Source organism: Pseudomonas sp. JBR1, from assembly GCF_028198185.1.
Classification (GTDB): Bacteria; Pseudomonadota; Gammaproteobacteria; order Pseudomonadales; family Pseudomonadaceae; genus Chryseomonas; species Chryseomonas oryzihabitans_E.
Map to the genome: position 1 here is coordinate 1,676,601 of NZ_CP116340.1, position 18,945 is coordinate 1,695,545.

Sequence of the window (18,945 nt, forward strand, 5' to 3'; positions counted from 1 at the left end):
TGGGTATTCCTGGCAATGGAGACTTCTCAGAGACCCGGCCGGGTGCACGTTGGTTTCTGGTCGGCCCTGCCCGCCTTGTGACTTGAGGTGTGCCTCTCAGGTCGAGCCTGCCGCACACCGCTGTCTTGGCGTTCAGCCAAGAACTCCATCCAGGCAATTCATCTTCCTGCGCAGTAGGCGCACGTCACACCACAGGTGCACCTTTGAGACGAAGGTGTCCCCTACTGCCACCGCCATCGGCTCCACGCCAAAGGTCAGGAAACCCGCCCGCTCATACAGCGCCTGGGCAGCCTGATTACCCTCGGTCACCGTCAGCTGAACGACCTTGAGCGTGGCAGTATCCTTCGCATACGTCAGCAGCTCGGCCAGCAAGGCTCCGCCTATTCCCAGCCGTCTATGCCGATCAGGCACGTACAGACCAAACAGCGTCGCCTTGTGCCGCACCTTCTCTCGCGTTTCGAGCCGGAGCCCGGCCACGCCTAGCAAGGCCTTTCCTTCCGTCGCTCCCCAGACCAGCTCCCGCACCTGATCGCCGACCTGAAGCCGCCGCTCCCACCAATCGAGTGGCAGTCCTTCTCGCTCCTGCACGCTGGACGTAAAGGCCTCCGGGTACCTGGCATAGGCCTCCAGCATCAGTTGCCTATAGGCCGGCGCGAATTCAGGTCCCAGACGGTGAATCTTCATCGTGCCTCGATCGTGAGGGAAAGTCGGATAAGCATCCATCGATCACCGGCTCAGGTAAGGGATCAAGGCGTTCAGCCCTTCGTCATGCTATCAAAGGATTCCTGGCGCCCTACCCCATTGCAACCGCAGGACCGGCCCGCTCACCGAACGAAACCGATGATTAGGACCGTCTGACACCGCCAGGCTCTCCAACTCAACCGCCGGTCATTCCAGGTGAATCCTGATGCGGCTGGCAGGTCTCTAAGTGCCATTACATTGATACTACAACGTCAGTCGTCAGACGTTGATATCTACCTTGTCAGCAGTCTGGGCCCCCTATGAAAACCTCTCCAGAGCTTGGTCGGCTTGTCGATCAGACGCTTGCCGTGCCCGTGGGGCCCTTTTCCTTCTCACCGGTGCTGGAGCGCCTGTTTCATCAGGACATCCATGAACAGCGCAGCCGCCATCTCACGCGCTGCCTCCTCATCGGGACCTTGAGCTACAACAGCTTCCTGCTCTGGTGGTGGCTACTGATGGAAGATGCCCTGCCGTGGGCAGCCGGCCAGATGCTGGGAATAGCCACTCCCTTCACGCTGCTGGTCATCTGCCTGCTACGGGTGGTCCCCATTCGTTGGCGCGAAGCCCTGGCCCTGCTGCCGTTCTACGTCGGCCTGCTGGTGGTCTACAACCTGGTGATCAATGGCCCGGCCGGCAAGGAAATGAACCAGACGCTGTTCATTTTCACCTGGCCGCTGATGCTCACCTTCGTCAATACCTGCATGAAGAGCGCTCTGCCGCCTGCCCTTGCGTTCAACGGCTTCGCGCTAACAGTCATCTGCATCGCCGTTCACGAGGCCCCCGTGTCGACCATCGTGGGCGGTTTGATGATCACCAATGCCGTCGTGATGGCGTTCTTTTCCCTCCTGGCCAGTTACTGGCTCAATGTCGAGGGTCGTCGCACCTATCTGTACAAATTGCGCGAAGAAGTCCGTCTGGCGTCCTTGAATTCGGCCAACCAGGACCTGCAGATCCTCTCGGAAACGGACTCGCTCACCGGCCTTGCCAATCGCCGTCAGTTGCGTCCGCTGCTCGAAGCCTTCTGGCAATCGCGCCTGGCAGGTGAGCAAGGCGCCGTGCTCCTGATCGACGTGGATCATTTCAAGCGCTACAACGATCACTATGGCCACCTCGCCGGCGATGAATGCCTACGCACCGTGGCTACCACCCTGGCAGTCGGCCTGGGCGCTGGCGACTTGGTTGGCCGTTACGGTGGCGAAGAGTTCGTCGTCATCCTCAGGCACGTCGGTCCGGCCCAGGCACTCGCCGCGGCGGAAACCATCCTGCAACGCATTCGTGACCTGCAGATTCCGCATCAGGGGCGTCAGGACGACAAGACCTATGTCACCGTCAGCATAGGCATCGCGCGCAGCGGCATCGTCGGCCTGAGTACTGCGGACGATCTGCTGGATTGCGCGGATCGAGCCCTCTACCGCGCCAAACGCGATGGCCGTGATCGGGTGTTCGAAGGTGGGGTCGAGGCCGTCCTGGGTGCGCCTCTGGAGCATGCGGATCTACTTACGCCGGACGATGTCCGCAAGGGACTCGCCAGTAATGAATTCCTGTTGCACTACCAACCCATCTATCGCGTTCAGCCGCAGCAGGTGATCGGCTACGAGGCGCTGCTGCGCTGGAAGCACCCTACCCTCGGCATGGTATCGCCGGACATCTTCATTCCGCTGGCCGAACAGGGCAACTTCATCATCGCCCTGGGCGAATGGGTGGTGAAGGAGGCCTGCCTGGCAGCCAGCCAGTGGCCGCCTCACCTGAGCATTTCCATCAATCTTTCACCGTTGCAGTTTGCCGACCCCATGCTGCACGAACGGGTATCCGCGGCGCTCAGACTCTCCCGTCTCGCCCCCAGTCGGCTGGTCCTGGAAGTCACCGAAGGTGTGGAACTGGTCATCGATACCAAGACCCGCCAATCCTTTGCCCTCCTCCAGCTGCTGGGCATCCGTATGGCCCTGGATGATTTCGGCAGTGGCTATGCCGGGCTGGGCCCCATCCTGGAGCTGCCCTTCCAGCTGATCAAGCTTGATCGCCGGATTCTGGCCATCCAGGACGAGGAGCAACGCGGGCAGGTCCTGACCTCGTTGCTGTTATTGGGCCAGGCGATGAAGCTGGAAGTGCTTTGCGAAGGCGTGGAAAACGCGGCGCAGCTGGCGCTGCTGCAACAGCTGGGCGTTCGGCTCGCACAGGGCTACCTGCTCGGCAGACCCGAGGCAGATCCCGTTTCCCAGGAGAGATTGCCCCTGGAAATCGAGAGTTACTAAGGCACTTGCCTTTCGTTCTAGGCACGTCCCGAAAGCGCTCAGATAGGGCCCGGCTAGAGGCCGGCTAGCCCGTCTAGCACCGCCGTGCAGATAGCGGTGCCATAGGTCAGTACGCCCAGCGGTACCCCAACCGCTGCGCCCAGGATCAAGGCGCACCCCAAGACGGCCAAGAGCGGTACCCCGAACACCCGCTGTCCCAGAAAAGAGCCAGATCCGTTGTCCTCGAGCACGTCGCTCCTGGAGGTATTCGAAGGACTCCCGGTGTCGGCCTTGGCGCGTGAGGATTGAATGCCCTGGCCACGCGAGGGGGTGGCCCTGCCTTCCATCTCGATGAGGCCGGCGATGTCGGCGAGAGTGCCGCTGTTGCGGGTGATCTGCTCATGAGCAGCGCGGAGCGAATCGGGCTTGGCCGTGCGGCCTGCGCCGCGAGGAGGTCTTCGTGAGGCAGTCATACGGGGAAGAAGTGCTGAGATGGCGCTAGGATCACTTAGGATAACCCGAAAGTTATGACCATTACCTATCAATATAGCAATTTGCCATCATCTACTTAGTCGCCCGAAGTCACGAGTCCACCAATACAGCTCCGGTCAACCCTGGCTGCCCTCCTCCATGGCATCAATAGGAAATGCACGGTCAGGCGTGGTATTGCTTTTTCTTGCATGTTTTGTAGCACTAGTATGAGGTGTGATACCCCCTACGCGCTGCCTTACTTCGGAGCACCTTCAATGCAACACCTTCAGCTCGCCGCCCAACAGCGCTCGGGGGTGTCGCGTGCTCGAGGACGAGGAAGGCAACTACCTCACCCTGGAGGACTTCCAGCGCGGGGAGCGACGCCGGCAGTGCCCGAAGTGCAAGGCGCCCCTCTGGACGCTGATGCGCCCGGGCAAGGCCGCAGGCGGTGACAGGCGCAGCGTGATCCTCAAGTCAATGTGCCGCATACCGACCATTGGCCCCATCCGGGCCGAGAAGTTGGTGGCGGACTTCGGCGAAGAGTTTCTCGCCACGATGCTGGCTGACAACGTCCATGAGTTCATCAATTTGATAGACGCCAAGGGCAACTTCGTCTTCAGTGACCGCCAGGCCAAGCGCATGGAGCGGGCGATGGCCAACCTGGAATTCGGCTTCGGCGAGGGCGGTTACCAACCGACCGAGCTCATCAAGCGCTACCTCCCGGACGGCTACTTCGACCTGCTGGTGGTGGACGAGGGACACGAGTACAAGAACAGCGGTTCGGCCCAGGGCCAGGCCATGGGAGTGCTGGCATCAAACAGCGCGCAAGACGCTGCTGCTAACGGGCACGCTGATGGGCGGCTACGCTGACGCTGGATTCCGCCACAGACGGCTGCTTATCTGAGCTGGGGAAACGCAAAAACCCTCCATTGCGGAGGGTTTCTGGTGAAGATGGTGGGTCGTGTGGGATTCGAACCTACGACCAATTGGTTAAAAGCCAATTGCTTTTGACCCACCACTGCACCCAGGCGCGACGCGCCTCTCAGTGAAAACAAGCGGCCTCTAATGAACCCATTAGAGGCTGCAAATTTGAAAACCACATCTGCGATTTCGACCAAGGGCGGTACAGGGAAAACCACCAAGACCGCCAATCTAGGCGCGTTCTGTGCCGATGCGGGGCTCCGCACCCTACTGATCGATCTGGATCCTGTCCAGCCTTCCCTCTCGTCCTACTATGACCTCGTCGAGCCTGCTCCCTGCGGCGTCTTCGAGCTGATCGCCAGCAACGAGACACGCCTCGATCGCATCGTCTCCAAGACCAATATCCAGAACTTGTCGCTGATCTATTCCAACGATCCGCACAACCACCTGATCAACCTCCTCCTGCAGGCGCCTGATGGCCGGCTTCGCCTGGCTCATCTCAAGGACATCTTCCAGGACGACTTCGACCTGGTGCTGATCGATACGCAGGGCGCCCGCACCGTGCTCCTCGAGATGGTGATGCTCGCTTCGGACCTTGCCGTCTCCCCCCTCCCCCCTGAAATGCTGTCCGCCCGCGAATTCAACCGCGGCACTCTGCAAATGCTGGACGGACTCCGACCCTATGCCCGCCTTGGGCTACCGGTACCGCCTATCAAGGCCGTAGTGAACGGTCTGGATCTCACCTCAGACGCGCGTCAGCTGGATGCGACGATTCGTGAGACCTTCCGTGGCCATTCCGATATCCAGGTCATAGATACCGTCATCCCTGATGCAGTTGTCTATTGCGAGTCGGCCACTCATGGGGTGCCTGCACACCGCCTGGAGTACAGGCAGCCGAGCAACCGTCAGGCACCCGCTGCCCTGCAGGTCATCCGCAACCTCGCCATCGAACTCTTCCCTGAGTGGGCTGATCGCTTCACGGCCCTAGACGAAGCTGTCGTGCATGCCCTGGTGAAAGAGGGCAAGTGAGATGGACGCCAACAAGCAGAAGATCCTGGAGCGCGTCGCCAAGTGCTTCGCTTTGGCCAAGGACGCCGGCGCCGCGCCGAACGAAGCCGAGACCGCGCTGCGTCAGGCGCGCAAGCTCATGCAACAGCACAACCTCATGGACGTTGACGTCCAGGCAGTGCTGGCCAGCGAAGCAGTCGTTGCCACAGGCACCCGCAAAGCGCCCGCCCATTGGCTTCACCAGCTCGCCCTAGTGTGCGCCCAAGCATTCGATTGCGATCCCCTGGCCTTTCGCGATCAGCGCCTGGGATGGGCGTTCAAGTTCGTTGGTATCGGTGTCGGGCCTGAGATGGCCAGCTACGCCTATTCCGCACTCCACCAGCAACTCCTGGCCGCTCGCAAGGTGTTCGTCCGCAGTCAGACTCGCTGCAAGCTGGCCACCAAACGGCGCCGTGGCCAGGTCTTCGCCGAAGGCTGGATCGAAGCAGTCAGCGTCAAGGTCCACCAGTTCGCCAAGGGCAAACCAGACGAGACCCAGCGTGTCATCGATGCCTACCTGGCCGTTCACCATCCTGACCTGACCACCGTGGAGCTTGAGCATCTCGAGGCCAAAGGCCACGACGTGCGGGCGCGCTACCAAGGCTACGAGCTGGGGACTCAAGCACAGCTCCACCGCGGCGTTGGCCAGCGCCGCGATCAGGTGGCGCTGGGAGGTCGGCCATGAGCGTCGCTCAGCTCCTGGAGGTCCCCGCCCACGATCACACCGTGCATGTCTCAGACGCTGAGCGCGTAGCAGCCGGCTTGATCCCGCCTCACTCTCAAGAAGCCGAGCAGGCCGTCCTGGGCGGGCTGATGCTCGACAACAGCACCTGGGACCTGATCGCTGATGTGCTGCTGGAGGAAGACTTCTTCTTCCGGCACCACCAGCTCATCTTTCGGCGAATCGCCCTGCTCGCCTCCCAGTCGCGGCCCTTCGATGTCGTGACACTCGCAGAGGTGATGCCCGACGTAGATGAGGTGGGCGGCCTGGCCTATCTGGGAACCTTGGCCAAGGACACCCCCTCGGTGGCCAACATCGTCGCGTACGCGGAGATCGTCGCCCAGCGAGCGCACCTACGCCGGCTGATCCTGCTGGGCTTTGCCAGCAGCCGCGCGGCGTCAGCACCAGGTGCCAATGCCGCCGAAGTGCAGGAGCAGACAGAGCAGCGTCTGTTCGCGCTTGGCCAAGACCGCAAGGGCGCCGAGTTCTGCAACGTCACTGCAACGTTGAGCAGGCTGATCGACACCATCGACGAGCGCTTCAATAACCCTATGCCGGTGACGGGCGTTCCCTCGGGCCTGAACGATCTGGATGCCCTCACCTCCGGATGGCAGGACACCGACCTGATCATCGTCGGTGCCCGCCCTGCCATGGGCAAGACCGCCTTCTTGCTCAACTGCATTACCAGGGCGCTCCAGCATGCGCAGAACAAATCGGTGCAGGTCTACAGCCTGGAGATGCCGGCGGAGCAGCTGATGCTCAGACTGGTGGCGATCATCGGCCGTATCGATGCCACCAAGCTCAAGAGCGGGCAACTTGAGGATGAGGACTGGCCGAAGTTGACCATGGCCGTTAACACCATCAACGGCTTTGGCGATCGTCTGGTCATCGACGATGAGGCGGGTCTGTCCCCCACGATGCTGCGCGCCAGAGCCCGTCGTGCCGCGCGCCGTTTCGGTCCGCCTGCCCTGATCCTGGTCGACTACCTGCAGATGATGCGCTGCGATGGCCAGGAGAACCGTGCCAACGAGATCGCTGAGATATCCCGCTCGCTCAAGGCGTTGGCCAAAGAGATGAAGTGCCCTGTGATCGCACTCTCTCAGCTAAATCGGGGACTGGAATCTCGGCCGAACAAGCGGCCTGGCCTTGCCGATCTGCGGGAGTCAGGCGCCATCGAGCAGGATGCGGACGTGATCATGTTCCTGTACCGCGACGAGTACTACAACCCGGAAACCGAGTTCAAGGGCATTGCTGAGTTGATCGTTGGCAAACACCGCAACGGCGAAGTCGGCACGGTCCGCGCCGCCTTTATCGCCAAGCAGACGCGCTTCGAGAACCTAAGCGCGCAGGCCTGGCAGGAGATGAATGCATGAACCTCCTGACCGATGCCCTCGGGCCCGTTACCGATAAGTCGCAACCCTCTTCCCTGCCCTTCCCCTCGATCGTTCGCCGGCGGGAGCCGGCAAGGAGCTGCTCGATGAGCCCGCAAGCCATGTTGTCTGGGGTTACTCACCAGTGCCGCAACTGCGGCCATCACCTCTGCCGCCGCCCCCTCACCGCTGATGAGTTCATAGCCTGCAGCGTCTGCCATTCGCTCGACGTGGAGCCCTTGCAGGTCTTCGATCAGCCAGCACCTGGTCCCTTCCACGACACCACCGTCGTCTTCCGCGTCGCCGGCTCCCGCAACGATGCGGCAGGGCTGATCAAAACCCTGGATCTGCTGTTCAAGGACGATGGTCTGGCCGAGATCGTTGCAATTGAGTCGGGCAACCAGCTCCAGCAACGGGCGGGAGGCCAATGACATGCTCTCCCATCACACCCCTGAACAGGATCTCCCTTCCCATACCGATCGCGAACGTGACCGGCAGAGGCTGGATGCAGCGCTGAACGACTTCCTTGCCAAAGGTGGCCAAGTCGTCGAAGTGAAGCCGACCGAGCGCGCCGTCGGCGGCCCTAGCTTCGTCATCAGCGCGCAGCGCGAGGAGCTGCGCCAGCTCGCCGAGGCCAAGCCGGCAACCGAAGTGCCCGATGAAGACCTGGTGCGGCTCCTTCGAGCCCGCGCCTTGCTCGGGGATACCCTGCGCACTGCGTCCAAGCGCCTGCAGCAGCCCTTGGATCGCTGTCATTCCCTCGCCCGAGCGCATCGCCTGCCTTTCAAAGTGGGGTACGTGAAAGGGGGTAGCCGCACATGACGACGCCCGCCCATGCGCTACGTGGTGCCAACAAGAACCTGTGGGACCTGGTGGCGTTCGCCCTGGACGAGGGCTGGATCGTCGCCCGTACCAAGGGCGGCCACGTCAAGTTCTTGAAAGTTGGCTACTGCCCCATTTTCACGTCTTTCACGCCCAGCGATCGCCGCGCCGGCCTCAATGCCCGCGCCCAGCTGCGACGTGCCCAGCCTATGAACGAATTGGACCAGACCCTATGACTACCGCAACCAAGCGCAAGCCATCCGTACGGAAATCTACAACAGAGGATGAGAAGTTCGTCGTCCGCTTTCCCAAGGGACTGCGTCCCCAGATCGCCGAGGCGGCCAAGCAGGCCCATCGCTCGATGAACGCCGAGATCATCATCCGCATGGGCCGCACGCTCGAGCTCGAGGATGAGGTGTTCCGTCTGCAGCGCGTCATCGACCAGCTGCTGGCCGCGAATGATGAGCCCAGCCGGCCCTCCGCTCGTAGTGCTCAGGAGATCCACGCATGAGCAAGCCCAGCAACGAAGCAGTCACTCAGCGTCTATTGGCCGGCGGCTTTGCCGGATCGAGCACTCCTGTCGCACGCCTGGCGGATCCGATCAAGGAAACGCCCATGGTCCTGACACTGGATGAGTTGGCCCCTTACAACCGCAACCCCCGAACCACTCGAAACCCGCTGCACGATGAAATCAAAGCCTCCATCCAAGCTCGGGGCCTGGACACGCCTCCTCCTGTGACCAGACGGCCTGGTGAAGAGCACTTCATCATTCGAACTGGCGGCAACACCCGCCTGGCTATCCTCAATGAGCTCTGGAAGGAAACCCGGGACGAACGCTATTTCCGTATCAACTGCCTATTCCGCCCCTGGTCTGACCGCGGCGAGATCGTCTCGCTGACCGGCCACCTCGCAGAAAACGATCTGCGGGGCAACCTCATGTTCGTCGAGCGTGCGGTCAGTATCGATGCTGCTCGTGAACTCTATGCCCAGGAAGCCGGCCGAGAGATCTCTCAGCGGGAGCTTGTAAGGAAGCTGGCCGAGGACGGCTATCGCATATCCCAATCCCATATCAGCAAGATGCAAGAGGCATTGAGGACGCTAGTACCAGCCATTCCTGGTTTGCTCTACTCAGGTCTCGGAAAGCATCAGGTCGAAAAACTGCTCACTCTACGTAGCGCTGCTCTGAAAGCTTGGGTGAGCTTCAACGGTGAGGAGACAGACTTCGAGTTGCTGTACCAAGAAGTGCTCAACGGCTTTGATGGTCACACTGACAACTTTGTCTTCGAGTCCATCCAGGACGAACTGATCGGCCAGATCCGCAGAGCGCTGAATGTCAGCTACGAAGAAGTACTAAAGGCGATCCTCGATCATCAGGACAGTAGCCGCCGCTCTCTACTCGTAGGGGTGCAGGTGCCCGATGGCCAGGTTCCTCAGGTCCCTGCTACCGGTGCTATCGCTCACGCGCCTGGCAACACGGTCACACTGGAACAGCAACCAGGAACGCCCAGCAAGCAGAAGCAGGGAGCTGCCTCTCCTTCCACACCACCGCCACTCCCCGAGCGTACCGGTGGCTCCGGTGCAGTCGACACCACTCCGCCGCAGCACACTCCGCCGGATCCCGAGCAGCTCTCCGAAGAAGAACGAGCCGCTCGCCTGAACGGCCACATCGTCACGCCCGATGGCATTGGTCAGAAGGTAAGGGACGTTCAGCGCCGCATCGCGGCCGAGCACGGCGAGACCCTGCCTGACTTCAACAGTGATGCCCTGCGCGCGATCCCTGTCCAGGCCGGCGGCCTGCATGCCATCTCGGACGTCTGGTACATCGAGCGCAACACCGATACCCCTGAGGAGTTGCGTAAGGGCCTGCGAACGCTGGTCTTCGAAATTGCCCAGCTGTGCGACGTTCCTTGTGAGCTGCTCAAGCCCACCGATTTCGCACTCGGCTTCACGCTCTCTACCCCTCAATCAGAGCTGACCGCACGCGGAACAACGTCTTGGCAACTCCTGCAGTCGTTGACGGGCATGTACAGCTACGTGGTGTCGCGTGATCCAGAGACTGCCGAGGAGCTCAAGGCAAGCATTGCGGAAGAGAACGCGACCTTCGCCCTGAACCTCGGCCAGTTGCTCCTTGGCGATCCCCTTTTCGATAGCAAGCCAGCCAGCACCGAAGGACGCATGACCGATGCCGCCGTCGTGAAGCTGTTCCGGGTGATCCGCCTCGCCCGCCGGCTGATCGAACTCGAGGTCGGGCAGTAGCCCGGTCACCTTCTGGACCTGCATTAGGAAGTCGCATATGTCCACGAAGTACAACCCCATGAACCAAGCGCTGATGGATTTGATCCTCCATCACTTGCGCAACGGCCAGGTCCAGCGCTGCCTGGATATTGGCTTGGACGTCGAAGTCTTGAACCTGCTGCGCCAGCCCCAGGCTTATAGCATCCTAAAAAATGCCCCGGCGCGCTGGTGCAAGGTCCAGATCGATCTCGACATGGTCAAGAAGCTCTTGGAGAACTGCGAACGCGATGAGCGCGAGACCCGCCTCGTGCATCGCGCCATCCAGCTGGGTGCCACCAACGGCATGATCCGCGAATTCTTCGGCATGGCCCCCAGCGAGATCAGCGTGGTGCGCCAGCTCCTGAATGTTCCCGGTCGCTCCGGCCGGGTGGCAGGGCTCAACGATACCGCCCAGGTCTGGTATCGCTTCCTCGACCTAATGAGCGCTCATGAGGTGGATCACAATGACGCCATCGCTCTGCTCGACATTTGCATGATGATCACCGAGGAGCTCAACGGACCCTTCGAGTCCGTCAAGGACAGGAACGACCAGATCACCCTCGGCCTCATCTGGAATCTCGTACAGACCTGGTTCAACGAAGGCCTCTACCCGCCCAAGATCGCCCGGGCACCGCTCTTGTTGATTTCCGATGCAAGGAAGCGGCGAGATCGGCAACTCGGTGAGGAGCAAGCCGTCGACAATGCCCTGCCCCAAGCGCAAGAACAGGATCAGTCCGCTGACCTCGGGCAAATGAGCTTGATCGAGCTGGATTCGGTAGAAGGCGACAATAGGTGAAAACCACGGCTCCACGCGGCTCCCATCTCCTCGGTCGCGCCCTGGACGTTGCAGCGTCACACCTGACCGTCCATGTCCAAGCCCAGCGCGACTACAAGCAAAAAACCGGCGAAGACCTACCCAAGGAATTCGCCGGCATCGTTTTCAGCGGTAACCCTCACGAGACCGTTCCTCGCCGACTGCTGCTCGATGACCGTCTCTCGCCACTTGAGCGCAACGCCTGGCAGGTGTTTCGCCTGCTCATGAACGGTGATGGCGTCACTGCGTTCCCGACCTACGATCAGCTGCGCCCCTACCTGGGCAACAACCCAGGCCGTCCCGCTTCGCGTGAGACCGTGGCCAAGGCCCTGACCGTACTGCGCCTGACTCGCTGGCTGAGCCTCGGCCGCCGTGTTCGCGACGCGATTACCGGCCAGGTCCAGGGCAACATCTACATCCTGCACGACGAGCCCGTGGCCTACTCCGAGGCTATACAACTCGATCAAGATTATCTCTCCCTCGTAGCAAACGGCCTCGAGCACTCGAACAGCTCAATCCGCGAGATCGCCGGCCTGACTTTTGACGAGATGCTGGTCAGCGAGACCCAGGACTTACCCACTCGCGTCGAGGTGTTCAGAGAGCGCTTCCGCGCCCAGGGGCTCGAAGATCCGGCGCGTGCAGCGGCGCCACCTGCTGAGTTCGGATTCCGAACTCCGGTCTTGGCAGCTATGAATCACCTGAGTTCGGATTCCGAACTCAGTCAAAAAAGCCCTGTTGATCAGGTCCTGAGCCTCAGTTCGGATTCCGAACTCAGTGCAAATCCGGGGGTTTCACCCTTAGTTCGGAATCCGAACTCATCTAGTACGTATACGAATACAACTACTGATGTATCTAAAAGCTCTGTACTGCGCGAGCAGGCAGACGCGGATGTTGTGTGGCCTAGCGCCTATCAGCGGATGACGTCGGAGCAGCAACAGCGAGCCCAGCTCGTGATCCTGGCTGTTCCCGCAGACATTCGGGTGCTCTTGGTGAAGCAATGGGGCGTCCGCTGCGCCTCGGGCAAGGTAGCAAAGCCCTTTGGCTACCTGATGAAACTCATCCAGAAGGCCCAGACCGGTGACTTCAACGCCGATTGGCAGCCCGCCGCAGTTCAATCCGCAGCTCCAGCCATGCCAAACCTGGCCCCTTCGGTGCCGACAATTCCGCGGTTTGAACCGGCCACTGTCCAGCCAAAGGCAGTCAGTGACGCTCAAACCGGGAATGACGTATTGAAAAGTCTTCGGAAGATGATGGGTCGCGGAGGTAGCGAATGATCTCTGCTCGCCCCTTCCTCATCTGCTCAACTTCAGCGCCCGAGGCTAGGGGTGATTCCCGGGGAATCACCCACCCGGCCGAAGCCAAAGGTGATTCCCGGGGAATCACTCACCCGGCCGAAGCCCAAGGTGATTCCCGGGGAATCACCCACCCGGCCGAAGCCACAGGTGATTCCCGGGGAATCACTCACTCCTCGGAAATCGATACTTCTTCTTTAGGCTTCGCCTTGTTGATAGGCGCCTGGAAAGCCTACCAGCAACCTCCTCGCACCCAAATACGGTTTTCCGCTGCCCTCCAGCGCCAGTCTCGGCACCCTGCCCGAGCGTCATCTCACAACCCGAGGAATCCTTCTCATGGCTGATACCTTCCAGCTCAACCTGGGCTCGCTCAGATCGAAAGTCGATCTCACCCTGCATACCCATCACGCTTCCCGCCTCTGGTTCGGTCGGCAGCGCTCCGATAACAAGCCCGGCATGATCGGCCTGTCCGGCTTCTCCAACATCATCAACCGCATCTCCGCCGGCGCCGCTAAAGACGACCCCTATTCCGATCTCTTCCTCATCATCATCGAGGACAAAATCGAGGAGTCGGAGCAGCAGCTGACAGCTATCGACGAGCGACTGGACCAGGTCATGGCTATGTTGCCCAAGCAGCTAGACGTGGGGGTCAACCTGTCGATCCAGCCGCTCAAGTTCCCGCTCTACCTGAACTCGCCGCTGGCCTTTAAGGGCGTGTACCTGCTCACCCGCTATGACGAGCTGGTGCGCCGGATCCTCCTGGCCGCTCACATCGGCCTGATCGACAACGGCTCCAAGGAGGCCTGGCTGGACGAAGGGGCTGCGGTGCTCCGCCGCCTGTACGGTGTGGGCCAGCGCTACAAGGGCTACAGCGGGGCGTCGCGCGACGACATCGCCGCCAACAATGCCCGCGCCACTAACGCCCAGCAGATGTACAGCTTCCTGGAAATGCCCAAGGACGTCTTGGAGGGGACTCGCCGTAGCAAGTTCGCCCCGGCGATCCAGCGTCCCGGCGATGTCCCGGCTAGCTCCAGTAGTGGCGACGAGGGCTTCGATGGCGACTCTGCCGATGAGGATGAGCATTTGGGCGCCCTGACCAGCTCCCACGCCGCCACCGAGATGAGTGAGGCCTGATCGCCATGGCACTGCAACAGTCCACTCAGGGTGCGAGAACAGCAGGCGTGCAACAGGCAGCCTTCCAACCCCTGCAACAAGAAGTCTTCGCGAACCTGCAACACGCTCCCTTCTACAAAGGGCTTTTAAAACCCTTTAAAGGTAAGGGGGAGCTGGACCAGTTGGCCGAGCAGTGCCGTTCCCTTGAGGCCAATCTGAACACCCTGGCCCAGGAGCGGATTCTCGCTCAGGCCCAGCGCTTTCCCTTCACGCTCTTGCCGATCCGGATGACCCACCAGCACACCTCGGCTGGCCCAGTCTTTCTGCGCTGGCAGCAGAGTGGGACACGAAAGATGGGCGTGGGGCTTTGGGCGGACCTATGCCGCCACGACCTGATCACCGAAACACTGCTCCAGGACCTGCACTCCATGGAGCTGCAGCGCATTGCTTTGAACATGCAGATCAGCCTGGTCCATGCCATCGGCCGGCAGGCCGCCGAGTGCGCCGAGAAGATGGCCCAGGCCGATGCTGTTTACACCGAACAGCTGAAACAGATCATCCAATCCCGCGGCGAAGACGCCGCATCCCAACAGGAGGCCTGACATGGGCACAGCAGTAGTATGGGAAGGCAACATTGGCTCCGCACCCGAGTACAAGCGGTTCCAGAAGGACAATCAGGATCCGCGGCACCTGCTCCGGCTGAACGTCTATTTCGATAACAGCATCCGCCTGCAGGATGGCTCCTACGAGGATCGCGGCGGCTTCTGGGCCAACGTCGAGCTCTGGCACCGCGACGCGGAAAGCTATAGCCGGCTGTACCAGAAAGGAATGCGTGTGTTGATCGACGGCCGGGCGGTCTTGGATACCTGGAAGGATGGCAACGGCGAGGAACAGGCTGCGATCAAGGTCCAGGCCAACCGTATTGCGTTCCTGCCTCAACGTATCGAGTCCATCACGATGGGCCAGGGTACGGGTCAGAGTCAGGCGAGACCGGCCACGAACGGTTCGGCACCTGCTCGCGCGCCGGCCTCAACCGGTGACGACTTTGACGACGATATCCCCTATTAGATAGGGGCCCCTCGAGAATTTCGCCGCCCTCAGCGTGAAGCTGCCGGATGACAGGACTCACTCAGCGCGGGCCTGTCGCCTTGGAGCAAGTAGCAGCGGCTAGACAGGCCCCCACATCGCTAAATAAAGCTGCTGAGATATGTCATTCAGAAATTCTTCTCATGCAGCAATCGGACCTGGTGCCTCGCCATTAACAACCTATTGTCTAGATGTTCTTGCCGGAAGGAGACACGCAGATGTAGGCCGTTTTGAAGCGGCCCCGTAACCAGTGATATCACTAGATAAGCCCGAAAAATGACCGGACCAACCCATTCGCTCCGCCGCTTCAAGAAAACGAGCCACTACCTGTTTAATAGCAGAGGAGCGGACTGCCTGAACGACCAACTGAGCTACTGCGCCCTGCGGCAAACATCAAGAACAGCTAGGTCACAACGTTCTCACCGAAAAAATAATTGTTGTTGGCAGGCCACCCTTTAGGTAGGATTCGAAAACGGGCGCGAATCCGTATCTCAAAAACCTACTAAAAGGGTGACCTGATGCAAATCATACTGGATCTGAACGAAGGCATTGCTCGCGAAATTATGGATTTCGCTGATGAGGAGCTTACTTCTTTTGAAGACGCTCTAGCTCTGCTGGTGAAAAAAGGCCTTGAAAAGACGCTAATGGTGACTCTTGATGCGAGTGACGTAGATGCCCTTGTATCCAAGCTCATCGGTCAGTCTCTCAAGAATGCCCAGGACAAGCCGTTTTTGCTTTCTGCTGTGTATAAGGGGCTTGGGAAGAAGCCGGCTAGCGAATGGGGTAATCTCCATCCAACTACTCGGAAACTAATCGGTAGACGCTTTCGCCAGGCAGCCTTGGAGCATGAAGACCAGGCTCAACGCGGACATCTCATCGTAGAGTTTCTAGAGAAGACAGCTCAGAATTCTGCACTCTATAGAGTGACTCAGAAGAGCTGACAGCTCATAAGCCAAAAGGGCCCGCGATAGCGGGCTTTTTTGCATTTATCCAGCCCCGGTACCTGCGAAGTCTAACCTCCGTAGCTCCGAATGAGGTTATCTGCTGCCTTTGATCACGTGCGCTGGCACCTTGAGCCCCATCACGAATTGGGGCCACGCCGCACATGACCTGGAAGCTCTTTACCCTCCCTCCGCTGGCACTCGCCGCCGCTCTGGCCGGCTGCGTTGCGCACGAATCCGCACCACCGGCTACCGGTCCAGACAGCTCGCGGAATCCGGAGCTGCTACAACCCGATCTCTATCCGAAAGGCGCTGCCTCAGAGCCCCAGGTGCGCTACGGCCGCTACACGTTGGTGAACACGGCGCCGGAGACCGAACAGCGGGACTTGATGGCCCAGATCATCGACGTGAACATCCCGGGCAACATGAAGCCAACCGTTCGCGACGCCATGCAGTACGTGGTTAACCGCTCCGGCTACAGCCTGTGCGGACCCGATCAAGGTCACGTCAACATCCTCTTCACCCGGCCGCTGCCAGCGGCCCAATACAAGCTCGGGCCGATGAGCCTGCGCAACACCCTGCAGGTGCTGGCCGGGCCGGCTTGGCAGGTGAAGGTCGATGAGGTCATGCGGTCGGTGTGCTTCGTACTGCGCCCGGGCTACCAGCTACCCGAGGGCAAGCGCTACGCGGCTGCGCCGGCAGCTACCCCGAGCACAGCAAACAACAAAGCTGCACCGGCCTCCAGCACAGGGGTGACTGTTGCCACTGTGCCCACCGCCAAGCCTCTGGAATCGCACACCGTATCCGCTAAGCCGATACCGAACGTCGATTCCGCTCAGGCAGTCAAACCTACGCCCGCCGGCGCGGCGCTGACATCCGCGCCGGTCAAAGCGCCAGGGGAGTCCTTGCATGTCGGGCAATCTCCAAACGCTTCCCTGGCGAAGGGCACTTCTGCCAAACCTGCAGCTGTAGCGGCTTCGGGTCCCGCCAAGCCTGCTTCTTCCGTCGCCGCCACAGCAGCCAAGCCGTCGCCTACAGTGGGCGCGACGGCGGCCGGCGCCTACACCCTGCCTTCGGTCCGACTCACCGAACCCGCCTCTGCCATTACCCAGACATGGGATGCACCCATTGGCAGCACCCTACGGCAGTCCGTGGAGGCCTGGGCAAAGCGTGCAGGCTGGCAGGTGGTCTGGGAACCCGATGACCTGGACTACCCCATCGAGGCCGCCCTGCACTTCCGCGGCACCTTTGCCGAAGCCGTCGCACAGGTCTTCCCGCTCTACGACGGCGCTCGCCGCTCCTTCATCGTGGATGGCAATTCCAGCCAGCGCATTGTTCATGTTTCCGAGAGGAAGAAGTCATGACCCGCCCCCCTCGCCTGAGCGCCCTGGCCGCGGCGCTCTTGCTCGCCAGCTGCTCGGTGCAGCAGGTGGACGAATCGGCCCAGCGCGCTGAGAACGATGCCGCCATCGCCAGCCAATACGCCGCCCTTCTACGCAATCAGCAGCAACAGCCCAAGCGCGAAACGGTCGTGTTCAGCGACAGACCCTGGGTCTCGACGCAGCCGGTGGTAGCCAAACGTGGCATGCCCTCAGCGTTGGATTGCGAGCTTAGCTATCGCCCGTCGGGTAGCGTCGGTATCACCGAGATCGCTCAGTACATCACCAGCCAGTGCGGTATCGCCGTGCTGGTCTCGCCCGATGCACTGAATCCCAACGCCGGGGCGGCCAGTGCACAGCCGGCCAGCACTGGGCCAGCGCCCATTGGCAATCCAAGTCCGGATAGCCTGGCAGGCCTGCTGCCCGCAGGTGTCATCACCAACCCAGCAACCATGGGCGCCGCCGCGAGCTCGACCGGCTCCGGGTATCGCGCGGCCGACTTCACCAGCTTCGGCGGCGGGAGCCAGGTGAGCGGGCTCAAGTACAGCGGTAAGGCTTCTGGCCTGCTCGATGAGGTGACAGCGCGACTGGGCCTGGGGTGGCGCTACTCGCCCGTCGAGCGCGCCGTGCGGATCAGCTATTTCGAGACGCGGGTCTTCGATGTGTGGTCGTTTGGTGACAAGCAGGTCATCGCCAGCACGGTGAAGTCCGGTATGGCTACGGCCGCAGGTACCAGCGGCAGCAACTCCGGGGGATCCAGCACCAACTCGGGCGTGTCCGGAGACTCTGGCAGTAACCAGAGCACTACGGTGACCCTAGAATCCTCGATCCTGCAGGACATCCAGAACAACGTGAAGGCGATGCTCAGCGTCGCCCCAGCCGGGCGGATGTATCTGGCTCCTTCCACCGGGACCCTAACCGTCACCGATCGCCCAGAGGTCATCTCCCGGGTCGAGGCCTATCTCAACAGCACCAATCGCAGCATCACCCAGCAGGTGCTGTTTAACGTGAAGGTGTTCGAGGTCACGCTCACCGATTCGGACCAGCTCGGCCTCAACTGGGCTGCAGTCTACAAGTCCCTCAACACTAAGTGGGGCCTGTCGCTCTCCAATACTGTCGCCGGCCTCAGTACCAGCGCGACCTCGGCCTCGATCGGCATCGTCGATACTGCCAACTCCGCCTGGGCCGGTTCCAATGCCATCGTCCAGACCCTCGCCGAGCAGGGCCGAGTCTCCAACGTCCGCTCGCCCTCGGTCACTACCCTAAACCTGCAGCCGGCGCCGCTGCAGATTGGCAACGTCCAGGGCTACCTGGCCTCTAGCCAGACAACGACCACAGCGTCAGTCGGTTCGAGCACCTCACTCACACCCGGCACCATCACCAGCGGTTTCAACATGACGCTGCTGCCGCGCGTGCTCGATCACGACGAGATGCTGCTCATGGTGTCGATCAACATGAGCAGCAAACCGACCTTCCAGACCTTCACAAGCAACGGTTCCAGTGTCCAGCTGCCGGACTACGACGCCAAGTCGCTGTCGCCCAAGGTCAAGCTGCGCAGCGGCCAGACGCTGATCTTGTCGGGCTTCGAAGAGCTCAACGAAAACGCGGCCAAGACCGGTGTGGGTGCCCCCAGCTTCTTCGGCCTAGGCGGCAGTCGCACGCGGACCTCTGGTCATAGCGTCCTGGTGGTGCTGATCACGCCGATCGTGACGGGCTGATCGT

Annotated in this window: 18 protein-coding genes and 1 pseudogene; 18 read left to right on the top strand and 1 reads right to left on the bottom strand. The window is 61.0% G+C overall.

All coding sequences use genetic code 11. The annotated features are described in order from the left end of the window. Window positions 1–132: 132 nt before the first annotated feature. Window positions 133–684: a GNAT family N-acetyltransferase gene (locus PJ259_RS07760; protein WP_271655360.1), complete on the bottom strand. Its 552-nt coding sequence runs from the start codon at window positions 682–684 to the stop codon at window positions 133–135. Between the two features lie 317 nt (window positions 685–1,001). On the opposite strand from PJ259_RS07760, the gene PJ259_RS07765 reads away from it, so the two are divergent. The 18 genes and pseudogenes from PJ259_RS07765 to pilN all read left to right on the top strand — a co-directional run bounded on the left by PJ259_RS07765 (window position 1,002) and on the right by pilN (window position 18,941). Beyond that, window positions 1,002–2,993, top strand: coding sequence for a putative bifunctional diguanylate cyclase/phosphodiesterase (locus tag PJ259_RS07765; RefSeq protein WP_271655361.1), 1,992 nt, complete (start codon window positions 1,002–1,004; stop codon window positions 2,991–2,993). Between the two features lie 768 nt (window positions 2,994–3,761). After that, window positions 3,762–4,314, top strand: a pseudogene (locus PJ259_RS07770) (DEAD/DEAH box helicase); the annotation flags it as partial. Between the two features lie 218 nt (window positions 4,315–4,532). Next, window positions 4,533–5,393 (top strand): ParA family protein, encoded by an 861-nt coding sequence (locus PJ259_RS07775; protein WP_271655848.1) that lies wholly within the window; start codon window positions 4,533–4,535, stop codon window positions 5,391–5,393. 1 nt (window position 5,394) lies between these two features. After that, window positions 5,395–6,096 (top strand): DUF2786 domain-containing protein, encoded by a 702-nt coding sequence (locus PJ259_RS07780; RefSeq protein WP_271655362.1) that lies wholly within the window; start codon window positions 5,395–5,397, stop codon window positions 6,094–6,096. Then, window positions 6,093–7,505: a replicative DNA helicase gene (gene dnaB / locus PJ259_RS07785; protein WP_271655363.1), complete on the top strand. Its 1,413-nt coding sequence runs from the start codon at window positions 6,093–6,095 to the stop codon at window positions 7,503–7,505. The genes PJ259_RS07780 and dnaB overlap by 4 nt, the downstream gene beginning before the upstream one ends. Beyond that, complete coding sequence (locus PJ259_RS07790) at window positions 7,502–7,933, top strand: hypothetical protein (RefSeq protein WP_271655364.1); 432 nt, start codon at window positions 7,502–7,504, stop codon at window positions 7,931–7,933. The genes dnaB and PJ259_RS07790 overlap by 4 nt, the downstream gene beginning before the upstream one ends. 1 nt (window position 7,934) lies before the next feature. Next, window positions 7,935–8,324 (top strand): hypothetical protein, encoded by a 390-nt coding sequence (locus PJ259_RS07795; RefSeq protein WP_271655365.1) that lies wholly within the window; start codon window positions 7,935–7,937, stop codon window positions 8,322–8,324. Beyond that, window positions 8,321–8,560 (top strand): hypothetical protein, encoded by a 240-nt coding sequence (locus PJ259_RS07800; RefSeq protein WP_271655366.1) that lies wholly within the window; start codon window positions 8,321–8,323, stop codon window positions 8,558–8,560. The genes PJ259_RS07795 and PJ259_RS07800 overlap by 4 nt, the downstream gene beginning before the upstream one ends. Beyond that, a complete protein-coding gene (locus tag PJ259_RS07805) occupies window positions 8,557–8,835 on the top strand; it encodes an Arc family DNA-binding protein (protein WP_271655367.1) in 279 nt (92 codons plus the stop codon). Before PJ259_RS07800 ends, PJ259_RS07805 begins: the two co-directional genes overlap by 4 nt. Continuing rightward, window positions 8,832–10,580: a ParB family protein gene (locus PJ259_RS07810; protein ID WP_271655368.1), complete on the top strand. Its 1,749-nt coding sequence runs from the start codon at window positions 8,832–8,834 to the stop codon at window positions 10,578–10,580. The genes PJ259_RS07805 and PJ259_RS07810 overlap by 4 nt, the downstream gene beginning before the upstream one ends. A gap of 58 nt (window positions 10,581–10,638) precedes the next feature. Beyond that, on the top strand, window positions 10,639–11,394 hold the full coding sequence (locus PJ259_RS07815; RefSeq protein WP_271655369.1) for an STY4526/YPO1902 family pathogenicity island replication protein: 756 nt from the start codon (window positions 10,639–10,641) through the stop codon (window positions 11,392–11,394). Next, a complete protein-coding gene (locus tag PJ259_RS07820; protein WP_271655370.1) occupies window positions 11,391–12,686 on the top strand; it encodes an STY4528 family pathogenicity island replication protein in 1,296 nt (431 codons plus the stop codon). Before PJ259_RS07815 ends, PJ259_RS07820 begins: the two co-directional genes overlap by 4 nt. 354 nt (window positions 12,687–13,040) lie before the next feature. After that, window positions 13,041–13,838: a PFL_4669 family integrating conjugative element protein gene (locus PJ259_RS07825; protein ID WP_271655371.1), complete on the top strand. Its 798-nt coding sequence runs from the start codon at window positions 13,041–13,043 to the stop codon at window positions 13,836–13,838. Window positions 13,839–13,843: 5 nt separating this feature from the next. Continuing rightward, window positions 13,844–14,419 carry a DUF3158 family protein gene (locus PJ259_RS07830; RefSeq protein WP_271655372.1) on the top strand — a complete coding sequence of 192 codons (576 nt, stop codon included), beginning with the start codon at window positions 13,844–13,846 and terminating at the stop codon, window positions 14,417–14,419. Between the two features lies 1 nt (window position 14,420). Continuing rightward, entirely contained in the window at window positions 14,421–14,885 is a 465-nt protein-coding gene (locus tag PJ259_RS07835; protein ID WP_271655373.1) for a single-stranded DNA-binding protein, read from the top strand. A 536-nt stretch (window positions 14,886–15,421) separates the two neighbouring features. Beyond that, the gene (locus PJ259_RS07840; RefSeq protein ID WP_271655374.1) at window positions 15,422–15,844 is read left to right on the top strand and encodes a hypothetical protein; all 423 of its coding nucleotides are present in this window, start codon (window positions 15,422–15,424) and stop codon (window positions 15,842–15,844) included. Window positions 15,845–16,008: 164 nt separating this feature from the next. Further along, the gene (pilL2, locus tag PJ259_RS07845) at window positions 16,009–17,208 is read left to right on the top strand and encodes a PFGI-1 class ICE element type IV pilus protein PilL2 (protein ID WP_271655375.1); all 1,200 of its coding nucleotides are present in this window, start codon (window positions 16,009–16,011) and stop codon (window positions 17,206–17,208) included. Beyond that, on the top strand, window positions 17,205–18,941 hold the full coding sequence (pilN, locus tag PJ259_RS07850) for a PilN family type IVB pilus formation outer membrane protein (RefSeq protein WP_271655376.1): 1,737 nt from the start codon (window positions 17,205–17,207) through the stop codon (window positions 18,939–18,941). Before pilL2 ends, pilN begins: the two co-directional genes overlap by 4 nt. Window positions 18,942–18,945: the final 4 nt, after the last annotated feature.

Excerpts from the sequence above, each read along its gene's own strand:
- PJ259_RS07760 (WP_271655360.1), bottom strand. The coding sequence starts at position 684 with ATGAAGATTCACCGTCTGGGACCTGAATTCGCGCCGGCCTATAGGCAA.
- PJ259_RS07765 (WP_271655361.1), top strand. The coding sequence starts at position 1,002 with ATGAAAACCTCTCCAGAGCTTGGTCGGCTTGTCGATCAGACGCTTGCC.
- PJ259_RS07780 (WP_271655362.1), top strand. The coding sequence starts at position 5,395 with ATGGACGCCAACAAGCAGAAGATCCTGGAGCGCGTCGCCAAGTGCTTC.
- dnaB (WP_271655363.1), top strand. The coding sequence starts at position 6,093 with ATGAGCGTCGCTCAGCTCCTGGAGGTCCCCGCCCACGATCACACCGTG.
- PJ259_RS07790 (WP_271655364.1), top strand. The coding sequence starts at position 7,502 with ATGAACCTCCTGACCGATGCCCTCGGGCCCGTTACCGATAAGTCGCAA.
- PJ259_RS07795 (WP_271655365.1), top strand. The coding sequence starts at position 7,935 with ATGCTCTCCCATCACACCCCTGAACAGGATCTCCCTTCCCATACCGAT.
- PJ259_RS07800 (WP_271655366.1), top strand. The coding sequence starts at position 8,321 with ATGACGACGCCCGCCCATGCGCTACGTGGTGCCAACAAGAACCTGTGG.
- PJ259_RS07805 (WP_271655367.1), top strand. The coding sequence starts at position 8,557 with ATGACTACCGCAACCAAGCGCAAGCCATCCGTACGGAAATCTACAACA.
- PJ259_RS07810 (WP_271655368.1), top strand. The coding sequence starts at position 8,832 with ATGAGCAAGCCCAGCAACGAAGCAGTCACTCAGCGTCTATTGGCCGGC.
- PJ259_RS07815 (WP_271655369.1), top strand. The coding sequence starts at position 10,639 with ATGAACCAAGCGCTGATGGATTTGATCCTCCATCACTTGCGCAACGGC.
- PJ259_RS07825 (WP_271655371.1), top strand. The coding sequence starts at position 13,041 with ATGGCTGATACCTTCCAGCTCAACCTGGGCTCGCTCAGATCGAAAGTC.
- PJ259_RS07830 (WP_271655372.1), top strand. The coding sequence starts at position 13,844 with ATGGCACTGCAACAGTCCACTCAGGGTGCGAGAACAGCAGGCGTGCAA.
- PJ259_RS07835 (WP_271655373.1), top strand. The coding sequence starts at position 14,421 with ATGGGCACAGCAGTAGTATGGGAAGGCAACATTGGCTCCGCACCCGAG.
- PJ259_RS07840 (WP_271655374.1), top strand. The coding sequence starts at position 15,422 with ATGCAAATCATACTGGATCTGAACGAAGGCATTGCTCGCGAAATTATG.
- pilL2 (WP_271655375.1), top strand. The coding sequence starts at position 16,009 with ATGACCTGGAAGCTCTTTACCCTCCCTCCGCTGGCACTCGCCGCCGCT.
- pilN (WP_271655376.1), top strand. The coding sequence starts at position 17,205 with ATGACCCGCCCCCCTCGCCTGAGCGCCCTGGCCGCGGCGCTCTTGCTC.